Annotated in this window: 18 protein-coding genes; 4 read left to right on the top strand and 14 right to left on the bottom strand. The window is 47.8% G+C overall.

The window, feature by feature from the left end:
* Position 1: 1 nt before the first annotated feature.
* From EYB58_RS00780 to EYB58_RS00760, 5 genes are all read right to left on the bottom strand, one after another.
* Positions 2 to 1,570: a hypothetical protein gene (locus tag EYB58_RS00780; RefSeq protein ID WP_111954150.1), complete on the bottom strand. Its 1,569-nt coding sequence runs from the start codon at positions 1,568 to 1,570 to the stop codon at positions 2 to 4.
* Positions 1,571 to 1,582: 12 nt separating this feature from the next.
* Positions 1,583 to 4,093: an MFS transporter gene (locus EYB58_RS00775; protein WP_111954148.1), complete on the bottom strand. Its 2,511-nt coding sequence runs from the start codon at positions 4,091 to 4,093 to the stop codon at positions 1,583 to 1,585.
* Positions 4,090 to 5,181 carry an alanine racemase gene (locus EYB58_RS00770; RefSeq protein ID WP_111954146.1) on the bottom strand — a complete coding sequence of 364 codons (1,092 nt, stop codon included), beginning with the start codon at positions 5,179 to 5,181 and terminating at the stop codon, positions 4,090 to 4,092. The genes EYB58_RS00775 and EYB58_RS00770 overlap by 4 nt, the downstream gene beginning before the upstream one ends.
* 15 nt (positions 5,182 to 5,196) lie before the next feature.
* Complete coding sequence (locus tag EYB58_RS00765; RefSeq protein WP_111954144.1) at positions 5,197 to 7,194, bottom strand: SpoIIE family protein phosphatase; 1,998 nt, start codon at positions 7,192 to 7,194, stop codon at positions 5,197 to 5,199.
* A gap of 447 nt (positions 7,195 to 7,641) precedes the next feature.
* Positions 7,642 to 8,118, bottom strand: coding sequence for a DUF3124 domain-containing protein (locus tag EYB58_RS00760; RefSeq protein ID WP_111954142.1), 477 nt, complete (start codon positions 8,116 to 8,118; stop codon positions 7,642 to 7,644).
* 368 nt (positions 8,119 to 8,486) lie between these two features.
* On the opposite strand from EYB58_RS00760, the gene EYB58_RS00755 reads away from it, so the two are divergent.
* Positions 8,487 to 8,996 carry an OmpA family protein gene (locus EYB58_RS00755; protein ID WP_111954140.1) on the top strand — a complete coding sequence of 170 codons (510 nt, stop codon included), beginning with the start codon at positions 8,487 to 8,489 and terminating at the stop codon, positions 8,994 to 8,996.
* Positions 8,993 to 9,142 carry a hypothetical protein gene (locus EYB58_RS00750; RefSeq protein ID WP_111954138.1) on the top strand — a complete coding sequence of 50 codons (150 nt, stop codon included), beginning with the start codon at positions 8,993 to 8,995 and terminating at the stop codon, positions 9,140 to 9,142. The genes EYB58_RS00755 and EYB58_RS00750 overlap by 4 nt, the downstream gene beginning before the upstream one ends.
* 151 nt (positions 9,143 to 9,293) lie before the next feature.
* On the opposite strand, the gene EYB58_RS00745 is transcribed toward EYB58_RS00750, so the two are convergent.
* The 4 genes from EYB58_RS00745 to EYB58_RS00730 form a co-directional block, all read right to left on the bottom strand.
* Positions 9,294 to 10,052, bottom strand: coding sequence for an RNA methyltransferase (locus EYB58_RS00745; RefSeq protein WP_111954321.1), 759 nt, complete (start codon positions 10,050 to 10,052; stop codon positions 9,294 to 9,296).
* 29 nt (positions 10,053 to 10,081) lie between these two features.
* Complete coding sequence (gene dtd, locus EYB58_RS00740) at positions 10,082 to 10,528, bottom strand: D-aminoacyl-tRNA deacylase (protein ID WP_111954136.1); 447 nt, start codon at positions 10,526 to 10,528, stop codon at positions 10,082 to 10,084.
* Positions 10,529 to 10,573: 45 nt separating this feature from the next.
* Entirely contained in the window at positions 10,574 to 11,428 is an 855-nt protein-coding gene (locus EYB58_RS00735; protein WP_111954134.1) for a histidinol-phosphatase, read from the bottom strand.
* 83 nt (positions 11,429 to 11,511) lie between these two features.
* Entirely contained in the window at positions 11,512 to 11,769 is a 258-nt protein-coding gene (locus EYB58_RS00730; protein ID WP_111954132.1) for an acetate--CoA ligase family protein, read from the bottom strand.
* A 126-nt stretch (positions 11,770 to 11,895) separates the two neighbouring features.
* Here EYB58_RS00730 and EYB58_RS00725 point away from each other — a divergent pair, with 126 nt between their 5' ends.
* On the top strand, positions 11,896 to 13,008 hold the full coding sequence (locus tag EYB58_RS00725) for a tRNA-queuosine alpha-mannosyltransferase domain-containing protein (protein WP_111954130.1): 1,113 nt from the start codon (positions 11,896 to 11,898) through the stop codon (positions 13,006 to 13,008).
* On the opposite strand, the gene EYB58_RS00720 is transcribed toward EYB58_RS00725, so the two are convergent.
* The gene (locus EYB58_RS00720) at positions 12,980 to 13,900 is read right to left on the bottom strand and encodes an HD-GYP domain-containing protein (protein ID WP_111954128.1); all 921 of its coding nucleotides are present in this window, start codon (positions 13,898 to 13,900) and stop codon (positions 12,980 to 12,982) included. The genes EYB58_RS00725 and EYB58_RS00720 overlap by 29 nt on opposite strands.
* 46 nt (positions 13,901 to 13,946) lie before the next feature.
* A complete protein-coding gene (locus tag EYB58_RS00715; protein ID WP_111954126.1) occupies positions 13,947 to 15,962 on the bottom strand; it encodes a molybdopterin-containing oxidoreductase family protein in 2,016 nt (671 codons plus the stop codon).
* 157 nt (positions 15,963 to 16,119) lie between these two features.
* Between EYB58_RS00715 and clpB the strand changes: the two genes are divergently transcribed.
* A complete protein-coding gene (gene clpB, locus EYB58_RS00710) occupies positions 16,120 to 18,729 on the top strand; it encodes an ATP-dependent chaperone ClpB (protein ID WP_111954124.1) in 2,610 nt (869 codons plus the stop codon).
* 136 nt (positions 18,730 to 18,865) lie between these two features.
* On the opposite strand, the gene EYB58_RS00705 is transcribed toward clpB, so the two are convergent.
* The 3 genes from EYB58_RS00705 to EYB58_RS00695 all read right to left on the bottom strand — a co-directional run bounded on the left by EYB58_RS00705 (position 18,866) and on the right by EYB58_RS00695 (position 21,461).
* A complete protein-coding gene (locus tag EYB58_RS00705; RefSeq protein ID WP_111954122.1) occupies positions 18,866 to 20,077 on the bottom strand; it encodes a hypothetical protein in 1,212 nt (403 codons plus the stop codon).
* 137 nt (positions 20,078 to 20,214) lie between these two features.
* Complete coding sequence (locus EYB58_RS00700; protein WP_111954120.1) at positions 20,215 to 20,373, bottom strand: YqaE/Pmp3 family membrane protein; 159 nt, start codon at positions 20,371 to 20,373, stop codon at positions 20,215 to 20,217.
* A gap of 104 nt (positions 20,374 to 20,477) precedes the next feature.
* Positions 20,478 to 21,461, bottom strand: a complete 984-nt coding sequence (locus EYB58_RS00695) for a DUF2333 family protein (protein WP_111954118.1) — start codon at positions 21,459 to 21,461, stop codon at positions 20,478 to 20,480.
* Between the last annotated feature and the right edge of the window lie 273 nt (positions 21,462 to 21,734).

Raw genomic sequence — 21,734 nt, 5'->3', positions numbered from 1 at the left:
GTTATGGGTTCTCACATAAGGGGATTTTTCCGGATAGCTCCCTGGAACATGCCTGTGCCACCATCTGCTGCCAGTCCGGTTGACAGGTGATTGGGGTATTTGCATCTTTGAGTGCGCCAAAAAGGCCTGCCATATGGGCCTGGGTAACGGTCAGGCCAAACGCTTTGATCAGGTCGTTTCTGTTCACTCCCCCGGCCTGGATGATTTCAATGGGACCTGCCGGCAACAGTTCATTGTCCTGCCCTGGGCTCATGAATGCCAGCATCGCGTCTTGGTAAAGGTTCGTGGTGATCTGCCTTATAATTCCAGCATTTGCGGTATCTGACTGTGCTTGAAGGCAGTCGGCAATAGCGGTTTTCATCCAGGTGAGATATGCGCCTTGGAATACGCCGCCCACACAGTTAAATCCCCTGGCAAAACAGATGAGCAGAAAACAGGTGAGCAGGGACGGCAATAGTTTTTGTTTTTCAAGCGCCTGCATAAGCTCATCCGGGGTAAAATTCATGGTAAAAGAATCGCCCCGGTCATCCCTGCCGCATAGATAAAGATCGCCTTTTATGAATTTTAATAAAAGGGGAACCCTGTGCCTATAATCATCAATTCCCCAGAAAAAAATAGTACCTGTCGCAGTTCCATGCGGTTTTCCAGGAGTCATATCTCTGGCATTGAGCTTATCGGCATGCCAGCAACCTGGGCAGCCGTCCAGATGTTTAATAATAGCGTCACGCAGCGTTGTATTGAAAAATATTCGGTATGCAAGGCTGTTTTCATGGTTAAGGTCGTTGCCGAGCAGAAAGGCGGTAACCTTTTCGATTTCCAGATATACAATATCCGGCGGATGTTCACTGGTTTTAAGCATGCGTTTTCCAAGCTGTTGGTTGATACCCATGGCCTGGGCCGAATAGCTGTTTTGGTTTAAAATCGCATCACCGGCGTACTCATCTTCCAAAAGGCTTAAAATGGTTCCGGCCGTAGTGCTGGAAATCAGGTTTTCCTTTTTCCATGCAATTGTTTTTTTTATGGCTCTTTGCTGCATGGCCATGGTAAAGGGTTTTGCCAGGCTGGCCATGGTCCGTTTTTTATTATCCGGAAATACAGGCAGTCTTAAGGGCAATTGCCTTCTCACACCCGATCCGGTTCCATATACGAGAAGCCCCCGGGCAAAGGTGGAGCTGTTAAGGGGCACATTGCCGAAACAAAAAATCGGGATGGTGGTCCCTTTACGCCGACCGGTGAGAATCCCTGCACCGTAGATCAGGTTCCCCTGGACGGAATTGGCAAAATAATCAATGCCAAGGTGTGTAGTGGTCATCACAGTGCCTGATGCCATCAAATCATTGGCAGCACGGGCGGCTATATTTTCTCCCAGAACAGGATAAATCTGATCAAAAGCAGCCTGCCTGATGTCTTCCCTGGACTGTACGCCTTGACACGGTGGTGTGTTGAATCGTTCGGTATACACCCCAAGGGGCATATGCCCAAAGGTGTTAAGAATATTTTTTACCACGGGAAGTTTTTGGCAGACCATCTCCAGATATTCCGATGCATCGTGATGTGACTGTGTTGTCATGAATTTATCCGCCTAACCCACAAAAATAAAGATCAGGGTGAAAAGCAGGTAGGCTGCTGCTGTGGCGGCCATGCCTGAATCTGATCCCATGGTGATAAAAAGCCACCCGAACAGGATGGGGCCGACGACCTGCCCCAGGCGCAAAATAGCATTTGAAATGCCGATAGCCTTGCCGCCACCCAATTGCTTGGTGATGTAAATATCTAATACATAGGCGCTTCTGACCGGAATCATGCAGGCGGAAAGACCTAAAAGAAAGATGGAAACCGTAACGGAGATAACTCCGGAAAGGTCTTTAAAAAAATAAAAATTGGCAATGCTCAGGCTGCCGATGAAACTGCCCATGACAAGGTATCGTTTCTTGTCGTGGGCCTGACCAGCAATTTTTGAAATATAGGGCGCCACATACATCAGGCAGATGCCGTAAATCATGAAAATTCGGCCGATACTGGACTGGGAAACGCCAATGCCTTTCAGGTAGATGGGGCTGTAATAGTTCATGAAACCGATAAGCACAATATACCAGGGAAGCCCGTAAAATACGATCAGTGTGAAAACTTTACGGTTGAACAGAAAACTATATACAGACGGTTTCCGGGATGACGGCAGTGTTTGTCCTGTTGGTGAGGGTCGGGGCACGTGCGCAGGTGGCCTTGGGCGTTTCATGGCATCTTTCATCATGAAAAAGGTATATACAATGAGCAGCAGCAGAATACTGCCGCCTACCAGAAACACTGGGGCATAACCCATACGGTCCGCCAGCATTGCTCCTGTGGCACCACCGCAGATACTGCCTGCATATACCCCGGCCCACAGCTGGGCCATGCCCTGGGCACTGTTTTTTGTTGTGGTATGTGCAATGACAAATCCTTGGGCCGCCATCAGGGACAGCCCGTAACCCATGCCCACAAGGCCTAACGCAATAAGAAAGTACAAGGAAGATGAGGTCAGCCAGGCACAGATAAACCCTGTGCCGGATAAAAACAGCCCGATCAGAAAGGGTTCTGCCCAACCTCGTTTGTCGCACCATGCACCTGATATCAGTAACGACATGGAAGTGAAAAGCATTTGCATGGAAATGGGAAGGCCCATGATGATATTTTGGGAAAGTCCCAGTAATGGATGAGATGGGTTATACAATATGGCCATGTGGAGTGGAAGAAACGAAATACAAGTGTCTACCCCGAAAAAAAAGATGAACGCCACCGGTCGAATGGATGTGTAATGCACCTGCCGTCTATGCGCAGGGGTGTCTCCCATGATTTGACGATCAATAAGCTGGCGCTCAAGGATCAGCAACTCAACAAAAAAGAAAATAGAGATCACCAGCACCGTGATGGAATCCAGGGCAATTGCTTTAAGTTTGTTGAACAGAAAATCTTTTGAAATATGGATGGTTAGTTTGCCGGCCAATGCATCGGTTTTTGATTCCCTTGTGTTCAACAGGTCCTGGGTGACGGTGCCGTCCGGATCGCTTTTCAAAAAAAGCGTTCCGCTGCCTGAACTTTTATTATTTTCAGACATTGTCAAATTACGCATACCGTGCTGGGTGGCAATGTAAAGTGGTTGTCCCTTAGTATCAGATATGCTAATGGCTTCAAGTTCAGGGGAGACGGCAATGACATCGGCCAGCTTCTGGTCCATTTTGTTCAGTCGCCGGATATTCAGACCCTTTGCCAGTAAATATTCAATATCCTGTTTTAAGAACTCTGATATGACAACACTTTTCTGGGTAGAAACATCCAGAAAATGGGCTTTGAATTCAAAAAGATTGAACAGGTTCAAGGAAATCTGGGCCAAGCAGATGATAATAAAAAACGCCGCAGAAATTTTAAATTTGATTCGCCCCAGGGATTTTTTAGATATGCTGGGATCAAGGTTCAAAGATCGTAGAAAGATGACTATAAGCCCCATGGCACTGAAAAGAACCAACGCAATCAGATTTCTATTTTTCATCACGATGGTACGCAACAGGGTTTTTATCTGCTTCTGGTTGAAGGCCACCGTTATTGTGGCGACCCATTTTTTTGAAAATCCCTGTTCCACCGGCAGGGAAAGATAATAAATGCCTTCATGTTTCACCGCGTGGCTTTCCACAGGGGTTTGGGTGCCCTTGACCATCGGAAGCCGGGCCGCTTCAGGTAAGTTTGTCCCCACAACCGGTGCACTGCTGCTGTAAACAATATGTCCATCCGGATCGGTGATGGAAACAACAATGTCATCCTCACCAGTGCCGTCTGCACTTGTTTTTTTCTGTTTTGGGGCCAGGTGCTGCCAGGCTTCCAGGATCAGTTTGTCCATGCCAATGAATTTATCAACGCTTTTACCGAACCGAAGCGCTGTCTCCAGGTTACGCTGAAGGTCCTGTGCCACCACGTTATTTTTGGAGAGAACGGTTTCTATATATAGTTTTTCAAGGGTCGCCGATGTTAAAATCATGTTAAAGCCAAGCGTCAGCACCAGCATGATAACGGCACCTGAAAATAGGCGAATCCGTGATCTGTTTTTTTTCAATTGACTCATAAAACAGCTGTGTTGTCTGGTTCTTTCTGGTAACGGATTCGAGTAAATGGAGATATGAAGCTTTGGAGAAATGCCTGGTAGTTCATTGTGAAATCAACAAAATCTCCCACTTTAAAGCGATGACGGCAATCCGTGATGTCTGCCAGGGTATAATTAGAGTTTACAGAAACAATTTCCATGCCCGGGATTAAAGGTGTCAACCCCAACGGGTAGGTGTCGCAGATGCCGAAATTGAGAATGGCACGTTTGCGTATGCCCAGGCGGGTAAACTGGGGTCGGCCGCCCAAGGCATCCTTCCCACAAAGCTGGGGCGGTGTTATCCGTTTGTCTTTTATTTCAAGTATATCGCTTCTGAATGTGACCACCCGGGTATCCAGATTCGGATGTACCTGATTTATTGTGGGAATGGTGCCTAAAAACACAGACTCTCCCAGGCGGATATTGTTGATTCGACCGGGAAGTGGTTTGTGCTGCATCCATTCGAGCAGTACGGAGCCGCCCACGGACACGGTGTTAACCTCAATGTCGAGTTCGGATTCAATCTGGTCCGCCAGCCGGGCCATGAGACCAAGGTTGTATTCATCCGGTACTGTTCCGGCACAACACCCTAAATTAGTGCCGATGCCCGCAAATTCAATGGCCCGGGGGGTGAGCTGGTGAATTTTACGCACAGTCTCCACCACCTGGTCCGGCATTACACCTTCCCTCAAATCTCCGGTATCCACCATCAAAAGAATGCTGTGGGGGCAGTTCATGGAAATGGCTGTTTGGTTGAGTTGTTCAATAACGGTCATTTCAGAGTTGAAACTTATGCTGAAACACTGAACAATGGCAGGTAACTCATGGATTGAGGGCAGGGAAATATATATGGGCCGTTTGGGGAAGACAGATCTTATGATTGGGCCGTCAGGCACCCTGGATATTCCAATGTTTTTAAAACCTAACTCCATCATCTGACGGATCATCTTTGGGTCTGCACACGGGTCTTTGATAATGCCGGTGATGTCCAAGTGATGTTTTCTGCAGTGCCGGGATAAAAAACGGATATTGTGACGCAGTTTATCCAGGTTCAGGATTAATTGGCTCATAACGATATTACATTTTTATTTTTGGAATCTGATCATCAGCATGGCAATATCATCGGACTGGGGCGCGGAACCTGCATGTTTCCTGATGCGATCTAAAAGATTGTGTACTATCGTTTCCGACGGCAGGTCCCGGTCCTTTGACACTTCATCAATCATTCGCTGATTTGAAAACTGCTCACCGTCCTTGTTCATGGCTTCGTTGACCCCATCCGTATATAACATGAGTCCTTGTCCATTACTAAGGGGTAGGGCGCTGTCCGAATAAATTATGCCCGGCATGGCACCGACTATTGGTTCTTTTTTGTTTTCTATAAAACGGGCCCCGTCTTGGGTTATAATAATGGGCGGGTTGTGGCCGCCATTGGCATAGATCACCTGCCCTGTTCGAATATTCAAGATGCCGATGATAAGGGTAACGAACATGGAGCGGGGGTTGTCGGAGCTTAGGACATTGTTGATACTGGTCATTATCCGGGCGGGGGATACATCTTTTCCACTGAACACCCGGATAAGGGTCCGGGTGACCACCATGAACAGGGCTGCGGGAACACCTTTGTCGGATACATCACCTAAAGTAAAAACAACATGGTCGTCATCGAGCTGGAAGAAATCGTACAGATCTCCACCGACTTCCTTGGCCGGCTGCAACGTGGCATATAGATCCAGATGATCAAATTCAAGCAGCTTTGGAAAGGTTTTAGGCACCATGCCCAACTGGATTTCCCTGGCAATCTCCAGTTCACTTTCAAAGCGCTGCCTGGCCGCGGTACTGTTTATCAGATCCTGGATGTTTCGGCTTAGTTCGTGGCGCATAAGGATAAATGAGGCGGCCAGGTCTCCCACTTCATCTTTGTATTTTTTAGGCAGGTCATCCACCGGTGTTGACTTGCCCATGGGTTTGGTAAAATCCAGTTTCGGAATCTTTCTGGCATAGGATGACAGCCGCTGCAAAGGCGTAGCAATTCGGCTGATGACCAGAATAATGGCGACTATGCCGGCCATGAACATCATCACGATAATCAGGCTCTGCTGGATGACCAGACGCTGGGCCGGCAGTTTGATTTCCTGCAGAGGAATGATGACGCTGATATACCATTTAAACGGCTTAAAATAATAACAATAGGCGATCATCTCCCTTGCATTTTTATCAGGCATGTCAGGCAGATAACGAAAGTGTGAAAACTCAGCAGATGCGTTTTGACGGATATCGTCATTTATCAGATTGCCGGTCAGTTGATTGATCAGGGTACTCATGGCCTGGGACCTACTTCCCAGATCCGGAACCAGTGAGGTACCTGATGTATCAAAAATATACACAAAGCCACTGTCCGCAATTTTCAGGCCCTGGGTATAATCTGTCAAAGATGAGATGATTTGCGCTTTTTGTTTTTCCGCCAACGCCTGGAGCCGGCTGATATCCACGGATACACCGATGGTAAGTGACCAAGGGGTAAATGGTTTGAAATAGGCAAGTACGGACGCGTTTTCATCGTTCTGTTCAGGGTTGAAAGCTGCAAAATCTCCCCTTTGGGTCAGGTTGTCAAACTGCATGACCTTAGCTATGTTTCTGTGCTTGACATCGTTTAATGATTTTAGGGTGGTTACCTGCGCATTGGAAGACGCCGTTACATTGGATTGTGCATCAATGATGTAATAGTTGACATTATCAAAAGGGGCTGTTTCAAGCCAGGACAGTGCGTGTTCAAGCCCACTTGTTTCCGGTGATTTGTCCTTAGCGACAAAGCTTTCAAACACCGATGCGATAAGCCTGGCCGTGTCCTTTAACTGGCTGCGTTTTAAAATGGTCAGGGATCGCTTTTCCTTCAAGAGATTGTGGTAATCCCCTTCAATAATTAAATCCAGGGAGCGCAGAATATTCAAAGCGGAATTTTGCTGGGTTTTCAGCATGGCGTTACCCACATCCCGGTGGGTGAAAAAAATATTGACCAAGGTAGAGATCACCATGACCGGAATAACAGCAAATAAAATTTTCCCCTTAATTGTTGAGAACATCGTCGTTTTGTTCACTCCTCATATATCGGGATTGTAACGGTTTCTATCGCAAACAGTCTCTGATTTTACATTCAGCCTATACCACCGTCGGCCCGCAGGTCCATAAAGTTTAATAAAATCGTAAAGCAACGGTGATATTTTTATTTTTATACCATTTGGGAAGATCGTTAATTGTCGCGTATTGTTTTAATCTATCTTTTATAATGAATGAATTCAAGCCAATAAGCTTATATATTTGATTTACGTCTCATTAGAGATTGCGACATACACGGCAACCGGTCAAAGATTGTGATCTTGTGGAGCTTTAAGGCATGGAATAGATGAGTCGTGCAGGTCTTCGGATGGGGTCCTCATATCATCAAAAAATTTTAACGCAAAGGGGCAGGATTTTTTTATTTCAGGTCTACAGGGCTTTGTCAAAGATGTGTTTGAACTGTCAAGTTTTTTTTAATCTGCGGTCCTAATGGCCTGCCCCCGGGATGTGAAAGAAGACCTCGAGCCGATCATGATGGTTTCCATAATAGGGGGATTAACTAAACTTTCAGAGCGCCATTCAACAATAAAATTGGCCCCAGATCCCCCGGCCTTATCATCGTAGTCCACGACATAGCGTACGGATTCAAGGGCCTTGAGAAAAACAGGTGAGGGCAGGTACCTTTTTATAAGTGCCCCCTTGGTGTCGTGGTAATCGACGGATACAATCTCGATGGCGTGGAATATGTCTGTATTGCGGATGCTTAAAGTCACGGTTAAAAACGAAGGAATTTGTCTGTTGCCTGTATAAATATGTGAATATGCCGGGACATAAATTTTTTGCCCCTTTGAAAGCGTTGGGCTCTCCTGGCTATACGCCGTACCTTCTGCCCACAATAACAATCCAATCAACAACACCGGGTAACATAGTAAATATTTTTTTGTCATCATTTTTATTACCTTTCAGAGAACCGTTTGAAACAGGAACGTTTTTCCCTGATTCTGGGCAAGATTAACCTGAGTGTGTGCATTTTAGCAAGCCTGGCTGATAATTTTTTTCCCTTTGCTTTTATTTCCATGCACAAAATACCCGGTGTCCCTCCCCTGCCGGTTTGTTTATTTCTGCCGTGCAAGAAACGTAATCCGAGATGAAATCCTTGTAACCCGGGCTTCGGACCTATAGGCGTTGAACTATGAATCGTCTTTAATTTCAATGCGTTCTCTTTGTGGCATGGGGGTTGCTGTCTACAGGAATACCAAGGACGCGGAAGAATTTGAACTTTCGCCCTAACCCGACTTTATTAGAAAGGAAATGAAAAATGAAATGCAACAGCGAAAAAACAACACGTCCGGCTATGTTTTTAATCGCTTTGGCTCTTACATCAGCAGGATTTCTGGTTTTCTCTCTCTGCGTATCCACTACAGCCATGGCAACCGATGCCGATACCATTGAACAGCAAGTCTCTTCACCCGACGCACAAGAGCCTATGGCACCTGAGGCCATTGCCCCTGGAACCCAGGATGTCGACACACCCGCCCTTGAAGAACAGGCATCTGAAAGCGATGGACAATCAGTTGATCAAAGTCCCATGCCGGTGGATTCGGAACAATCCTCTTTAGATGAACAAAAGCAGCAGTTTCTGTCCAGGCAGATTTTTTTTGCATTTAACAGCAGCCAGCTGGATGAACAGGCCCAGGCCCAGGCCCGGGAACAGGCCGCATGGCTGGCGGATAATCCGGATGTACGTGTTGCGATTATAGGCTATTGCGATCAAAGTGGCCCCCAAGATTATAACATGGCTCTTGGAAAAAAAGGGCCAATGCGGTGAATACCTTTCTTGAAAATCTTGGGATTGCCCCCCAGCGATTGACCGAGGTCAGTTATGGGGAGAAATCTCCTGTCCGCACCACAACCGATCAGACCGCCGCCCGGATCAACCGGCGCGTTGAGTTTAAAATTCAGCCGGCAGCCTGATTTCTCGCCTAAAGCGGCCCGGACCTTTGACCTTTTGTACAGGGGAGGGGGTGGACCAAACATCCCCTGGCAGGAAAAGCGTTTTTCCCTCCTTTGTCAAGAGCCCGGGCTTTTTTCCCAGTTTCTTAAAAAACAACGTTCTGTAAGTTATTTAATCCTTGTCATCCGGCTGAGTTGCCTGGTTTAATCGGCGCTGGGATTCGGTCCAGTCAATGCGGCTTAAAAGTCCCCGGATGATTCTGACATCCCTGGATGCCAACCCGGCGTTGGAAAAAATCCTGCGATAAGTCCGCAGCAGATGATCCGGGTTTTGGGGATCAAGATAATCAATCTTTAAAAGCGTTTTTTTCATGTGGGCAAACATGGATTCAATATCTTCTCCCCGGGCAGGGTCTTTAACCCCCGGTGAATGGAATTTTTTTACAGACCCGGATTTAAGGGATGCTTCGTAAAGCAGCACTGCCAGGGAGTGGCTCAGATTCATGGACGGGTAGTCGTCATGGGTGGGAATGGTGATAAAATACCGGCACAGCGCCAGGTCCTTTGTCTCAAGACCGGTATCCTCGGGCCCCAGAACCAGGGCGCTGTGATGTTCCTGTTTCTGGGCTTCGATCCGGGCACCTGCCGTGGCAGGTGTTAAAAACCCTTTTCTGTATTTACCGAACCTGCGGGTGGTGCCGTAGGCGGAATGAACGTCAAAAAGCGCCTGTTCCAAAGTTTCAAAGATGGGGGCCTGTTCAAGGAGATGAAAAGCGGATAGGGCCATCTTTTTTGCGTCAAGGGATTTATATTCACTGCAGGGGCTGACAAGACGCAGCCGGCTGCATCCGAAGTTCATCATGACCCGGCATACCGCGCCAATATTGATGGGACCCTGGGGGCGGACCAGGATAATAGTGAGATGGTCCATGGTATTTTTATCCTTGAGCATTGGTGTTTTTAGTTTTTGGGGGATTCCAGAATCAGGGTGACGGGCCCCTGGTTGATCAATGATACATCCATATTGGCCTGGAATTTGCCTTTTTTCACCGCAACGCCCAGTGACGCCGCCCGATCGGCAAAAAAACGGTAGAGCCGGCGTGCAGGCTCAGGCGGTGCTGCATCCGTGAATGAGGGGCGGCGTCCCTTGCGGCAGTCTGCCATAATCGTGAACTGGGAGACCACTAAAAGCTCGCCTTTGACATCAAGAAGAGACCGATTCATTTTCTCCTGGTCATCTTCAAATATTCTTAAGTTGATGATTTTGTCCACCAGGTATTCCGCATCTTTTTCTTTGTCCTCATGGGCCATACCCAAAAGCACCACAAGTCCTGTTCCAATGCTGGATATCATCGTGTTGTTTACCGTAACGTGGGCTTTTTTAACCCGTTGAACAATGGCTTTCATCGGTTTCCTTAAGATTGGTCTGTTTTCAATTTGGGGATAAGAAATTCAGGCGGGCGTCATGCACCAGGGTCTGGGCCAGTTTGTGGGAAAGCCCATATCTTTTAAGGATTGGATTGCCCTGTCCACAAACATGCCTGCCTGTTCTTTGCTGTGTGCGTCGTCGCCGGGAACCACGGGGATGCCCAAGTTCTTTGCCCTGGCCAGAATTACCGGGGTCAGGTAAGGTCTTTTTTTTCCTTTGGCAAGGGGCCGCAGGTTATAATCCAGAACCAGTCCCAAATCTTTTATCACAGAAAGATTGCGCCGGATGCGTTTGCTTATTTCGGGTTTATCAAGCCGTGCTTCAAAGTCGGGATCATAAATGCGTATAAGATCAAAATGGCCCACAACAAAGGGATGCAGATCCAAAATCATTTCATACTGGGTGTCAAAATAGGCCATATACATGGCATCAAGACCGTTGAAATCCGCTGCAATGGCCTCATAGTCCTGCCTGGAATAGTCAAAGCATCTGTCCTTGAGATGATGGATCGAGCCCACAATATAGTCGGGATTAAATTCCCGGATCAACGAGCGCACCCGTGCCGGGCTTCCGGTGACGGTTTCGGTCTCAAATCCCTTAAATATTCGGATATCTGATTTATATTTTTGCCTAAGCCGTTCCAGTTCAAGAAAATACCTTGAAAATCGGTTATCAAGGTCCTTAACCGAAAGGCCTTGCTTAAGCTCATCGGGGTAGAGAAACCGGTCCCCGGGGGGAGGCATGTGCTCGCTGATACCTACGGCTTTGAAGCCTTTGCTGATATAGGCTTTTATCAAGTCTTCAAGGCTGTCCTGGGCATGGCAGCAGAATTGGCCTGAATGGCCGCCATGAAGGGATATGAGCTTAGAATCAATCATGAGGCGGACTTTACCACCAAGCCGGGAGTAAAATCAAGATCAGGAATATCTAATTGTGGAAGAAGCGCTTTACCGGACGCAGGTCACATCTGACGTGGAACGATAAAGGCGTCCACAGCCACCGCGTACTCTCTCCGGGGGCACATCAGGAATGGATTCAAATCGAGACTTTCCAGGCGATGGGCATTGGGCGCGGCAAAGGCCGATCGCCTGGTCAATGTGTGGATCAGGGTTTCGATATCTGCCGGACCTTGTCCACGCACTTCTTTTATCAGCGCGAAGCCTTTGATCTCACGGATTATCTGTGCCGCTATGTTCTCTCTGAACGGAGCCAGATGCATGGCATTCTGCACTCTGGAAACAGGCAGAAAAAGATGCTACAAGTGGATGGTATATACTTGGTGTCAATTTGATATATATTTGATGCACAATACATTTTTGTTCATCATTAGTTTCAGGTGGGTTTTTTGAAAATATTATTCCTTGAGCCTTTTTACGGCGGGTCCCACAAGGCGGTGGCAGATGGTTTTGCTGCCTGTTCCCGCCACCAGGTGGATATTTTATCCCTTGCCCCCAGATTCTGGAAGTGGCGGATGCGCGGCAGTGCCCTGGCATTTGTCCGGCAGGTTAAAAATTTGAACGATTATGATCTTATCTTTGCCACGGATATGGTGGATGTCACAGATTTCAAAGCCCTGGCAGGGCCACAATGCCCGCCCGTGGCCCTGTATTTCCACGAAAATCAGCTCACCTATCCCCTGGAACCCGGTGAAAAGAGGGATTTTCATCTGGGGTTTACCAATATCATCTCTGCCCTGGCTGCGGATGGCGTATTCTTTAATTCGCAATTCCACAGGGATGATTTTTTTAGCGCTGCAAAGCGCCTGATTCGTAAAATGCCGGATCTTCGCCCGGGATGGGCTCTGGATAAAATTCGGGGTAAATCTTGTGTACTGTATCCGGGTATTGATTTGGATCCCAGGATTGCTGTGTCTTCGCAGCTCCAGAGAAACCGTTTTGACAGACCTCTGGTGATATGGAATCACCGGTGGGAGTATGATAAAAATCCAAAGGCCTTTTTTTCTGTACTGGAACGGCTTAAGCGCCGGGGGATTCTGTTTTACCTGGCAGTGATGGGTGAACAGTATGGTACCGTCCCGGAAGATTTTAAGGGTATTGAAGAAAGGTTTGATGCCGAACTTCTTGTTTGCGGGTACCAGGAAAATGCTGCGGATTACAGAAAATGGATAGCCAAAGGCAATGTCGTTATCAGTACTGCCATTCAGGAGAATTTTGGTATTTCAGTGATGGAGGCCGTGGCCCATGGATGCTTGCCTTTGTTGCCGAATCGTTTGTCATACCCCGAACTGATCCCCGAGCATTTAAAACCAGATATTATTTACCGTGATGTTGATGACCTGGAAACCAGGTTGGAATATATTCTGACGAAGCCCAAAGCCTATCAGGACAAAGCCGTGGCACTATCTGCCCATGCAGCAACGTTTTCCTGGAAGCATATGGCGGAAAAATGGGATAAGGCTTTAGATCTGGTTATTGGGTCAGGCAGGAGCAGAAATTGACAAACATTTGCCTGTTGTATTGACCTGCCATGACTTCGTTCTTTAAAATTTGCAGAGAGTTATACGGTTTTTGGGGTTCCCCATGGTGGCTGGTACCCCGGTAGGTCAAAGGTTCATAACTGTTAATCAGACCGATGAGCTGGGCATCCTCGGATATCTCGGTGTTACCTTTGGGATAGCCTGAACCATCTAATCTTTCATGATGCTCCAGGGCCACCAGGGCAATTTCCGGTTTAAAACAGGCACTGTCTTTAATGGTGCGGTACCCCTTTACCGTATGGCTTTGAAATTCCTTGAACTGGGCGTCTGATAATTTGGCATTGGTGTTCAGGATTTCCGGTGGAAGTTCTGTACAGCCGATGTCATGGAGGATGGCACTGACCCCGAGCGTTTTGGCCTTTGCCTCAGTATAGTGATGGAATGTGCAGAACTGCATGCTCAAGGACAAAATATTTACGGTGTGCTCCACTAATTGGTCTGAGGAACTGGACAGTTTTGCCAGGGCTTCCACCAAAGTTTTATTTTGGTTGTACCCCTGGAACAGGATTTCTATGGTCTCCGGCAGCATTTTGCCTGAAATATTTAACGGGCCTTCCAGAGCTTCCTGGACAAGGGTACTTAACGCCTGCCTTGTGGGAACAATACCCTGGGAGAAAATGGTCTCCGTCAAATGTGCGTTCATTGTTTTGTAAAGGGCGCTGGATGCGCCCTCCCTGTCAGAGGTGCGGATAAAAAGATCCGGAAATTGCTCTTCCTTGATCCGGGGGGCCTTGAGCAGTTCGCCTTCTTTTTTATAGAGCAGCGGTTCATTTTCCTTTGAAAAATAGAACAGCGGAAAATTTTTGAATAATGAGATTTGAGACCGTTTAACAGGAATGAAATCTTCGTTCATTTTATTTAAATCACCTTGTGGTTGTGGTTAATGGTCTTCATGGGAGTCATGGTATCACCTCCACCCGGCTGCAGTGAAATGCGCAGGTTTCTCCCTGGTCTGTCAGGCGCTGGCTGGTGAGTTGGTTGATGCCTTTGCCCTGGTCCATGAATTGCGGCCAGTGTATGCCTTCGGCCACAACCAGGCCGGGCCGGGTGTCTGTGGTAATTTTTGCATCCAGCCGGCATTCCCCCCGTGCGTTGAATACCCGTACCGGGGCATCCTGGACGATATGGCGCGCTGCAGCATCGTCGGGATGGATTAACAGTGTTGGCCTGCCCACAAGTGTTCTGATTTTCGCGATTTCATTAAAGGCTGAGTTGAGAAAAAGGGGATGGGGTGGGGTTATCAGTTCCAGCGGATATGTATCATCGCCTTGGGGGTCTCGCCAGACCTGGCCGCAGGGCAGGGGATCCAGGCCTTTGTCCTGCCAGGCCTGGGAGAAAAATTCCACTTTTCCGGACGGGGTGTTAAAGCCCTTGGCATAGGGATTGAACGCGATATTGAGACGAACCGCCTTGCCCTGCATGAGGGCCTTTGTATCCACTCCTTTCAGACTGGGGTGGCTGTCTTCAAGAAATCCTTTAATGAATTCATCTTCGCTGATTCTGAATACCTCTTCCTTGAATCCCATCCGCTTTGCAAGGGCCTGAAAGATGGCCAGGTTGGTGCGGCTTTGTCCCACCGGCGGAATGACTGATTTTGCCAGACGAAGGTAATTGTGACCATAGGATTTGTAAATATCCGTCATTTCCAGAAAGCTGGCCGAAGGCAGAATAATATCTGCCATTTTTGCCGTGTCGGTCATGAACAGTTCATGGACCACAACAAAGAGATCTTCCCGGGCAAGACCCGTGTGGACCAGGTCGGACTGGGGCGCAACAGCCGCCGGGTTGCTCATGAAATTATAGAACAGTTTAACCGGGGGATCATTAAGGCGTGTCAGGGCATTTCCCAGTTCCACCATGTTTATAATGCGGGTGTCTTCGGGGCACAGATCCGGGCGGGTGAGCCGGGTAATATCCGAAGGCCCGCCGCCAAGGCTTCGGGTAATGCCGCCTCCGGTCGTATCAAAGGCCCCCACCAGGGCGGGCAGGCAGGCAATGGTCCTCATGGCCATGGCGCCTCGAAGCTGGCGAGCCGGTCCCCAGCCGGTCCGTATGAAAGGGGCTTTGGCTTTTCCGTAAGAACGTGCTAAATTTTCAATGTCCCGGGTCGAAACACCGCAGATCTCTGCTGTTTTTTCCAAAGGATATTCAGCGGCCCGCAGGACTAATTGTTCATACCCGATGGTTTGCTCTTTAATAAAGGTTTTTTTGACAAGGTTTTCCTGGATCAGGATATTCATTATGCCAAGGGCCAGTGCTGCATCTGTTCCGGGTTTCACCATGAGATGAAAATCCGCCTTTTGTGCGGTTATGGTCCGATATGGATCAATCACCACAATGCGGGCCCCCTTTTTCCTGGCTTTGAGGAAAAAGGACCATGCGTGGATATTGGTGGTCAGGGTATTACTACCCCATATGATGATGAAATCCGAATCCACTGAAGACTCAATGTCCGTGCTTGGCCCGGACCCCAGGGTGGTCTTAAAGCCTTCGGTGGCTGCCGGTCCGCAAATGGTTAAAAGAAGCCTGGAAGCCCCGAGCTTGTGAAAAAATGCCTGGCCGGCATTTCGGTGAACGATACCCATGTGGCCGGCATAAAAATAGGGCAATATGGCTTCGGGACCATGGGCTTTCACCACTTTTTGGATTTGCCCTGCAATTGCATCTAATGCCGCATCCCAGCCGACAGGTTCAAAACGACCGGATCCTTTCGGGCCTTTTCTTTTTAAGGGTGTCAGGATTCTTTTTTCATTGTGCACATGTTCAGGGAAAAATTTTGCTTTACGGCAGATGAATCCTTGTGTAAATGGATGATCAGGGTCCGCTTTTATTTTTGTTATTCTGCCGTCCTCCACCTTGGCAAGGAGTCCACAGGTATCCGGGCAGTCTTTGGTGCACACAGCTGGTTTCCACATAGCTTATGACTCTCTTTTTAGTTTTTTGTTTAACCATACCATTTTTTACCCGCAAGGATAAAGTTTATTTGAGACAGGTATTGACGGCGATAAAATACGCATTACTCTTGTAACATTATGAATAAAAAGTAATATAAATAGGAAATGGAGATGTATTATGAATTTTGATAAATTGACGGTAAAATCCCAGGAATTATTCCAGCAGGCCCACACGATTGCGGTCGAAAAAGGGCAGCAGGCTATTGAGCCCATTCACTTTTTAGGGGCTATGCTGGCTGATGGCCAGGGTATTGCTGTCTCCATATTTAATAAAATAGGCGCTGATCCCGGTGCTGCCGTGCAGCTTGTCTCTTCTGCCTTGGACAACATGGTCAAGGTATCCGGAGGGAAGCCCTATCTGTCCGAACCCGGGCGTAAGATGCTGGATCTTGCCTTTAAAGAATCCGCAAAGATGAAGGATCAGTATGTCAGCCTTGAACATATCCTGATCAGTCTGACCCAGGGTAAAGACAAGGCTGGCGAAATCCTTGCCGGTTTAGGTGTGACAAGGGATGTTGTCCTGTCCGTGCTCAAGGACATCCGGGGTAACCAGCGGGTGACCGATCAGAACCCCGAAGACAAATACCAGTCTTTGGAAAAATTCGGAAAAGACCTGACGGATTTGGCCCGCCAGGGAAAATTGGACCCGGTCATTGGCCGGGATGAGGAGATTCGGCGAATTGTTCAGGTATTGTCCCGTCGCCGGAAAAATAATCCTGTGCTCATTGGCGAGCCGGGGGTCGGCAAAACCGCCATTGTGGAAGGCCTGGCCCAGCGGATTGTGGAAGGAGACGTGTCCGAAACTTTGAAAAATCGGCGGGTCATTGCCCTGGATATGGGGGCTTTGCTGGCCGGGGCAAAATACCGGGGAGAATTTGAGGATCGCCTCAAAGCGGTATTAAAAGAGGTTGAGGCTGCTGAGGGCGAAATCGTTCTTTTCATTGACGAGTTGCATACCGTAGTGGGAGCCGGTGCTGCCGAAGGGTCTGTGGATGCTTCCAATATGCTTAAACCCGCCCTGGCCCGGGGCAGTCTGCGCTGTGTGGGGGCCACCACCCTGGACGAGTACAGAAAATATATTGAAAAGGATGCTGCCCTGGAGAGGCGTTTTCAGCCGGTTTTTGCCAAGGAACCCACCGTGGAAGACACCATCTCCATCCTCAGGGGGTTGAAAGAGAAATATGAGGTACACCACGGTATCCGGATTAAGGACTCAGCTTTGGTGGCGGCTGCCACTCTTTCCCACAGGTACATTGCTGATCGGTTTTTGCCGGACAAGGCCATTGACCTGATTGATGAGTGCGCATCCAAGCTTCGTATCGAAATCGACTCCATGCCCCTGGCCATTGACGAGATTCAGCGTCGGCTGACCCAGGCGGCCATTGAACGCCAGGCTCTGATTAAGGAAAAGGACAAGGCCTCCAAGGATCGTCTTGAACACCTGGAGAAAAATATTGCAGCCATGGAAGAGGAGATTCGGCCTTTGAAGGTGCATTGGGATAATGAAAAATCCATTATCCGGGAGATTTCGGCTATGCGGGAGGACATTGACCGCTTCCAGACTGAGGCCCAGCTTGCCGAACGTGCTGGTGACTTTGAGAAAGTCGCCCAGATCCGTTATGGCACCATTGCGGATTTGAACAAAAAAATTGAAGAGAAGAAGCAGAGCCTTGAAACCCTGCAACAGACCTGCAAGATGCTTAAAGAAGATGTGGAAGAGGCTGATGTGGCCGAGGTGGTTTCCACCTGGACCGGCATCCCCGTATCCAAGATGCTCCAGGGTGAGCAGGAAAAATTGATCACCATGGAATCCTATATTGCAAAACGGGTGATTGGCCAGGAAAAGGCCATTGATGCAGTCTCCAATGCCGTGCGACGGGCAAGATCCGGCCTGCAGCCCGAAGACCGGCCCATTGGTACTTTTATATTCATGGGGCCCACGGGTGTGGGTAAAACTGAGCTTGCCAAGTCCCTGGCCGAGTTCATGTTTGATTCCAAGGACGCCATGGTGCGGCTGGATATGTCCGAGTATATGGAAAAGCACAGCGTGGCCCGTCTCATTGGTGCTCCTCCCGGATATGTGGGATATGACGAGGGCGGGTACCTCACCGAGGCGGTGCGGCGCAGGCCTTATAGTGTGATTCTGTTTGACGAGATTGAAAAGGCTCACCCGGACGTGTTCAATATCCTGCTCCAGGTCCTGGACGATGGCCGGATGACCGATGGCCATGGCCGGACTGTGGATTTCAGGAACACCATTATTATCATGACATCCAATATCGGGTCCAGAATACTGCTTGAAGCAGGGACGGGCGGTGCTTCCGATGGGGTGGAACAGGCGGTACAGCAGGCCCTTAAAGCCGCGTTCAGACCTGAGTTTTTAAACCGGATTGATGAGATCATCACCTTTCATGCCCTGGAACGCGAACATATTATGGATATTGCTGCCATCCAGATTGCTGCCCTGAACCGGCGGCTGGCTACAAGGAACCTGGCTGTTTTTCTGGATGATGATGCCATGAGTTTTGTGGCACAGAAGGGATATGATCCCGGGTTTGGTGCCCGTCCGCTTAAACGTGTGATCCAGCAGGAAATTGAAAATCCGCTATCCATGGCACTGCTCAAAGGGGAGTATCTGGAAGGAGAGACCGTGTATTTCCGTCTTGACAGAGAAAAAGACCGGCTTGTTCCCGGTCATGGACCAAAAAATGTGAAGGCTGAGGGATAATTCAGCCTGACAAAAAAAGGAAACAAACCCCCGGACCTGCATTTAAAATTTTTGCAGGCCCGGGGTTTTATTTTTTTTATGAAAGAACTGAACTAACCGGTGAAAGACCAGGTCGGCCATGGCCGTTATTCACCTGTTACCCCGATGGGATACCAAGGAGAAACACCAAAAGGCAAATCAGGGCAAGTGCCCCAAAAAGCCAAAGGCGTTGTTGGGGTCTGGTGAGATGCGTACGGTTCTGCCGGGCAACAATCCATGCAACACTGCATTGGAGCGTATAATAAAGGGCAAATGCCCTTGAGGCATAGGCAATAATTTCATTGACATTGGTTACCCAGGTCAGTGCCACTGTGACGATAGTGACCAACAGGTAAGTGGCTCGTATGGAAAGCTTGGCATGGATGATATCCTGGATTAATCCCCCCGCCCCCGAGGTGTCCGCCACAGACGCACTGAATTGGCTTCCAATGGCGGCAACGGAAAGTAGTAATGGCAGCGCAGAGGCCACAGATGTTGACATGCTGATGATTGCTGTTACATCCGATCCAAGATCTTTGTGAAACAGTATGGTTGCCAGAACAATGAAGGTCAGATAAATGCCCGTGGCGATCAACTGAGCAGTCCGCATGGTGCGGATTCTTTGGTCTGCAGTATGTTCCTGTCCAAGATAGCGGGAGGTTTCAAATCCCTGGACAACAATCAAAAGCCCTAGCAGCACTCTTAAATCACGAAAATTGACGGAAGATGAAATCCGGGGTAGTTCCCAAAGTCCGCTGGCGGTCAGTTGAAAATTATAAATGCCAAGTCCGGCTAAAAGCGCTCCGATTATGCCAAGATTTAAGGCAATGGCATATTTTTCAACCTTTTCCAATTCGTCCAATCCCCGCCACATTCCGATTCCCCCGATGCTCACCAGCAGCGCTGTGGTGATGCAGTTGGCCGCGATCTCATTTTTAATATTGACGCTGTTGAGAAGAAATGCTGATAGCAATTGCAGGTAATAGGTGATTGAAATGAAATATGCACAGGTCAGAACTATCCTGGAGAAAGAACCCACACCTTGTGCTAAACCATGCCCCTCGTTTTCAATGGGTTCAAAATGGCGGATATTGAACCGGATGGCCTCACCCACAAGATATGCCAGTACAAGAAGCAGTGCCATGTATATCACAGCCAGGTTGCCGACGATCCCGGCCAGAAGAGGTGCACTGATCAAAAAACCACTTCCCATGATTGACGCCAGAGGCGTGACCGTGGCTTTCCAATTTGAAGAGTGGGACAATCGTTTGGAAAAGGCAAAGTAACTGCCTAAAGCCAAAGCAATAATAACAATGGTGCCATTTAACATGGATGTAGATCCAATCTGTTTATTCTATGAATTTGAGAAAATTGGTTCTCATCCTCATAAGAGTTCGCTTCAATCTCCTAATTTTTAAAAGGCTCTTAGATCCTTGTCTGAATTTGTGTAGATCATGTTCTTTGTGATCAGTATTTTGCGATAACCCAGACCGCGTGAACAACGCCTGGAATATATCCCAAAATTGTCAATAAGATATTGAGCCAGAATTGCGCCCCTATTCCGACTTGAAGAAAAACGCCTAATGGCGGTAATAAAACGGATAAAATGATACGAAGCAGGTCCATAAACGACTCCTTTGCTTGGTGGTAAATTTAACAGTTTAATTATAGTATAGGTTGGCGTTGAAAAAAGTAGGGCCTAAATTTTAAAAAAATATGCACCGTTGGGATTATCCCTGCCTCAAGGCAACTGTAAGTGAATTGATCTTCTGCCTTGCGTCATTGAACACCCCTGAAAGGTTCAGAGAATGGTTGGCAAAGATACAATCCGGGGCGCCATTGAAAATCAGCAGCGGTTCAAAGTTGCATCTGTCGAGAACTTCTATGATTGTATCAATCAGGCTAAGGCTGTTTTTATCCTGAAGCACAGAATAAAAATCTCGTTTTATGGCCTTGAATGACAAGTGCAATGCGTAGGCCACACCCTGGGCATAGTAAAAATTGTCATCAATCTCATGCCAGGGAACGACCACCTCTGACGTTTTTTCTTCCACACCAATCACATCAATGGGAGATTTCCCGCCCGCTGCAGTTGGCTTTTGTGCCTTTTTTGCCGCGCTGATAAGTTTTGTATTAACGCCGCCCATCAAAGATATATATTGATCCAGTAACTGCGCGAGGTTATCGGCCCGCGGGTAGAATGTGGATGCCCCTGAGATAAGATTTTCATGATACAGGCCAAGACTATTGTAGCCTTCGTTCCATTTGCTTTCAGCCGAAGGAAACAACCATTTATAAGGATCGTTTGAAAATGATGTAAAGGCCTTTTCCGCATGGGAATCCAGTTTGTCTGTGGTCCTCATGCGGGTCAGATTATCTCTAAGTACCCTCGTATTGTATCTGACGACTTCCAGCACTCCTAACTGGAAATTGGGCATATTATCAAGGAATACAGTCGGCCAGAAAATATCGTTCGGCAGCCATCTGTCAAGCATCGTTTCCACAAGTGCCTCGTTGGCTTGAACAAAATATTCGCCATCTTTACTCTCGATAATGTTGGATAAATTTATAACATCAGGTTTAATAGAGTTTCTGATCATTACGGAAAATACAAAGACAATAAAACTTATTATTAAAGTAATGGTAACTATCAGGATTTTGTTTTTAGGTGTGCTTGATTCAAAGCCTGAATCGGATTTTTCATTAGCCATCATTTCCTCCGGTTATTGTTTGAATAGTTGTTTGACCCTAAATATTGACCCCACCATTTGGTGGCGTCAATTTGTATAATTTTATAGGAATAAGGCTTAGACTTATATAGGGGATAATGCTTATTTTGGACAGTCAATGCCTGTATTTAATCTGCGGTCTTTAACAAAATTTGAACCTAAAATTTTCATGCCGTTTGCAACGCCGGGGAACAGTAAAAAAGTGGATAAAACTTGTGATGATAAATTACTATGGTATAGTATTATTACTAAGTAATG

Source organism: Desulfobacter hydrogenophilus (genome assembly GCF_004319545.1).
Classification (GTDB): Bacteria; Desulfobacterota; Desulfobacteria; order Desulfobacterales; family Desulfobacteraceae; genus Desulfobacter; species Desulfobacter hydrogenophilus.
Note: the sequence above shows the minus strand (reverse complement) of the source record. Positions and strands in the feature narration are given on the sequence as shown.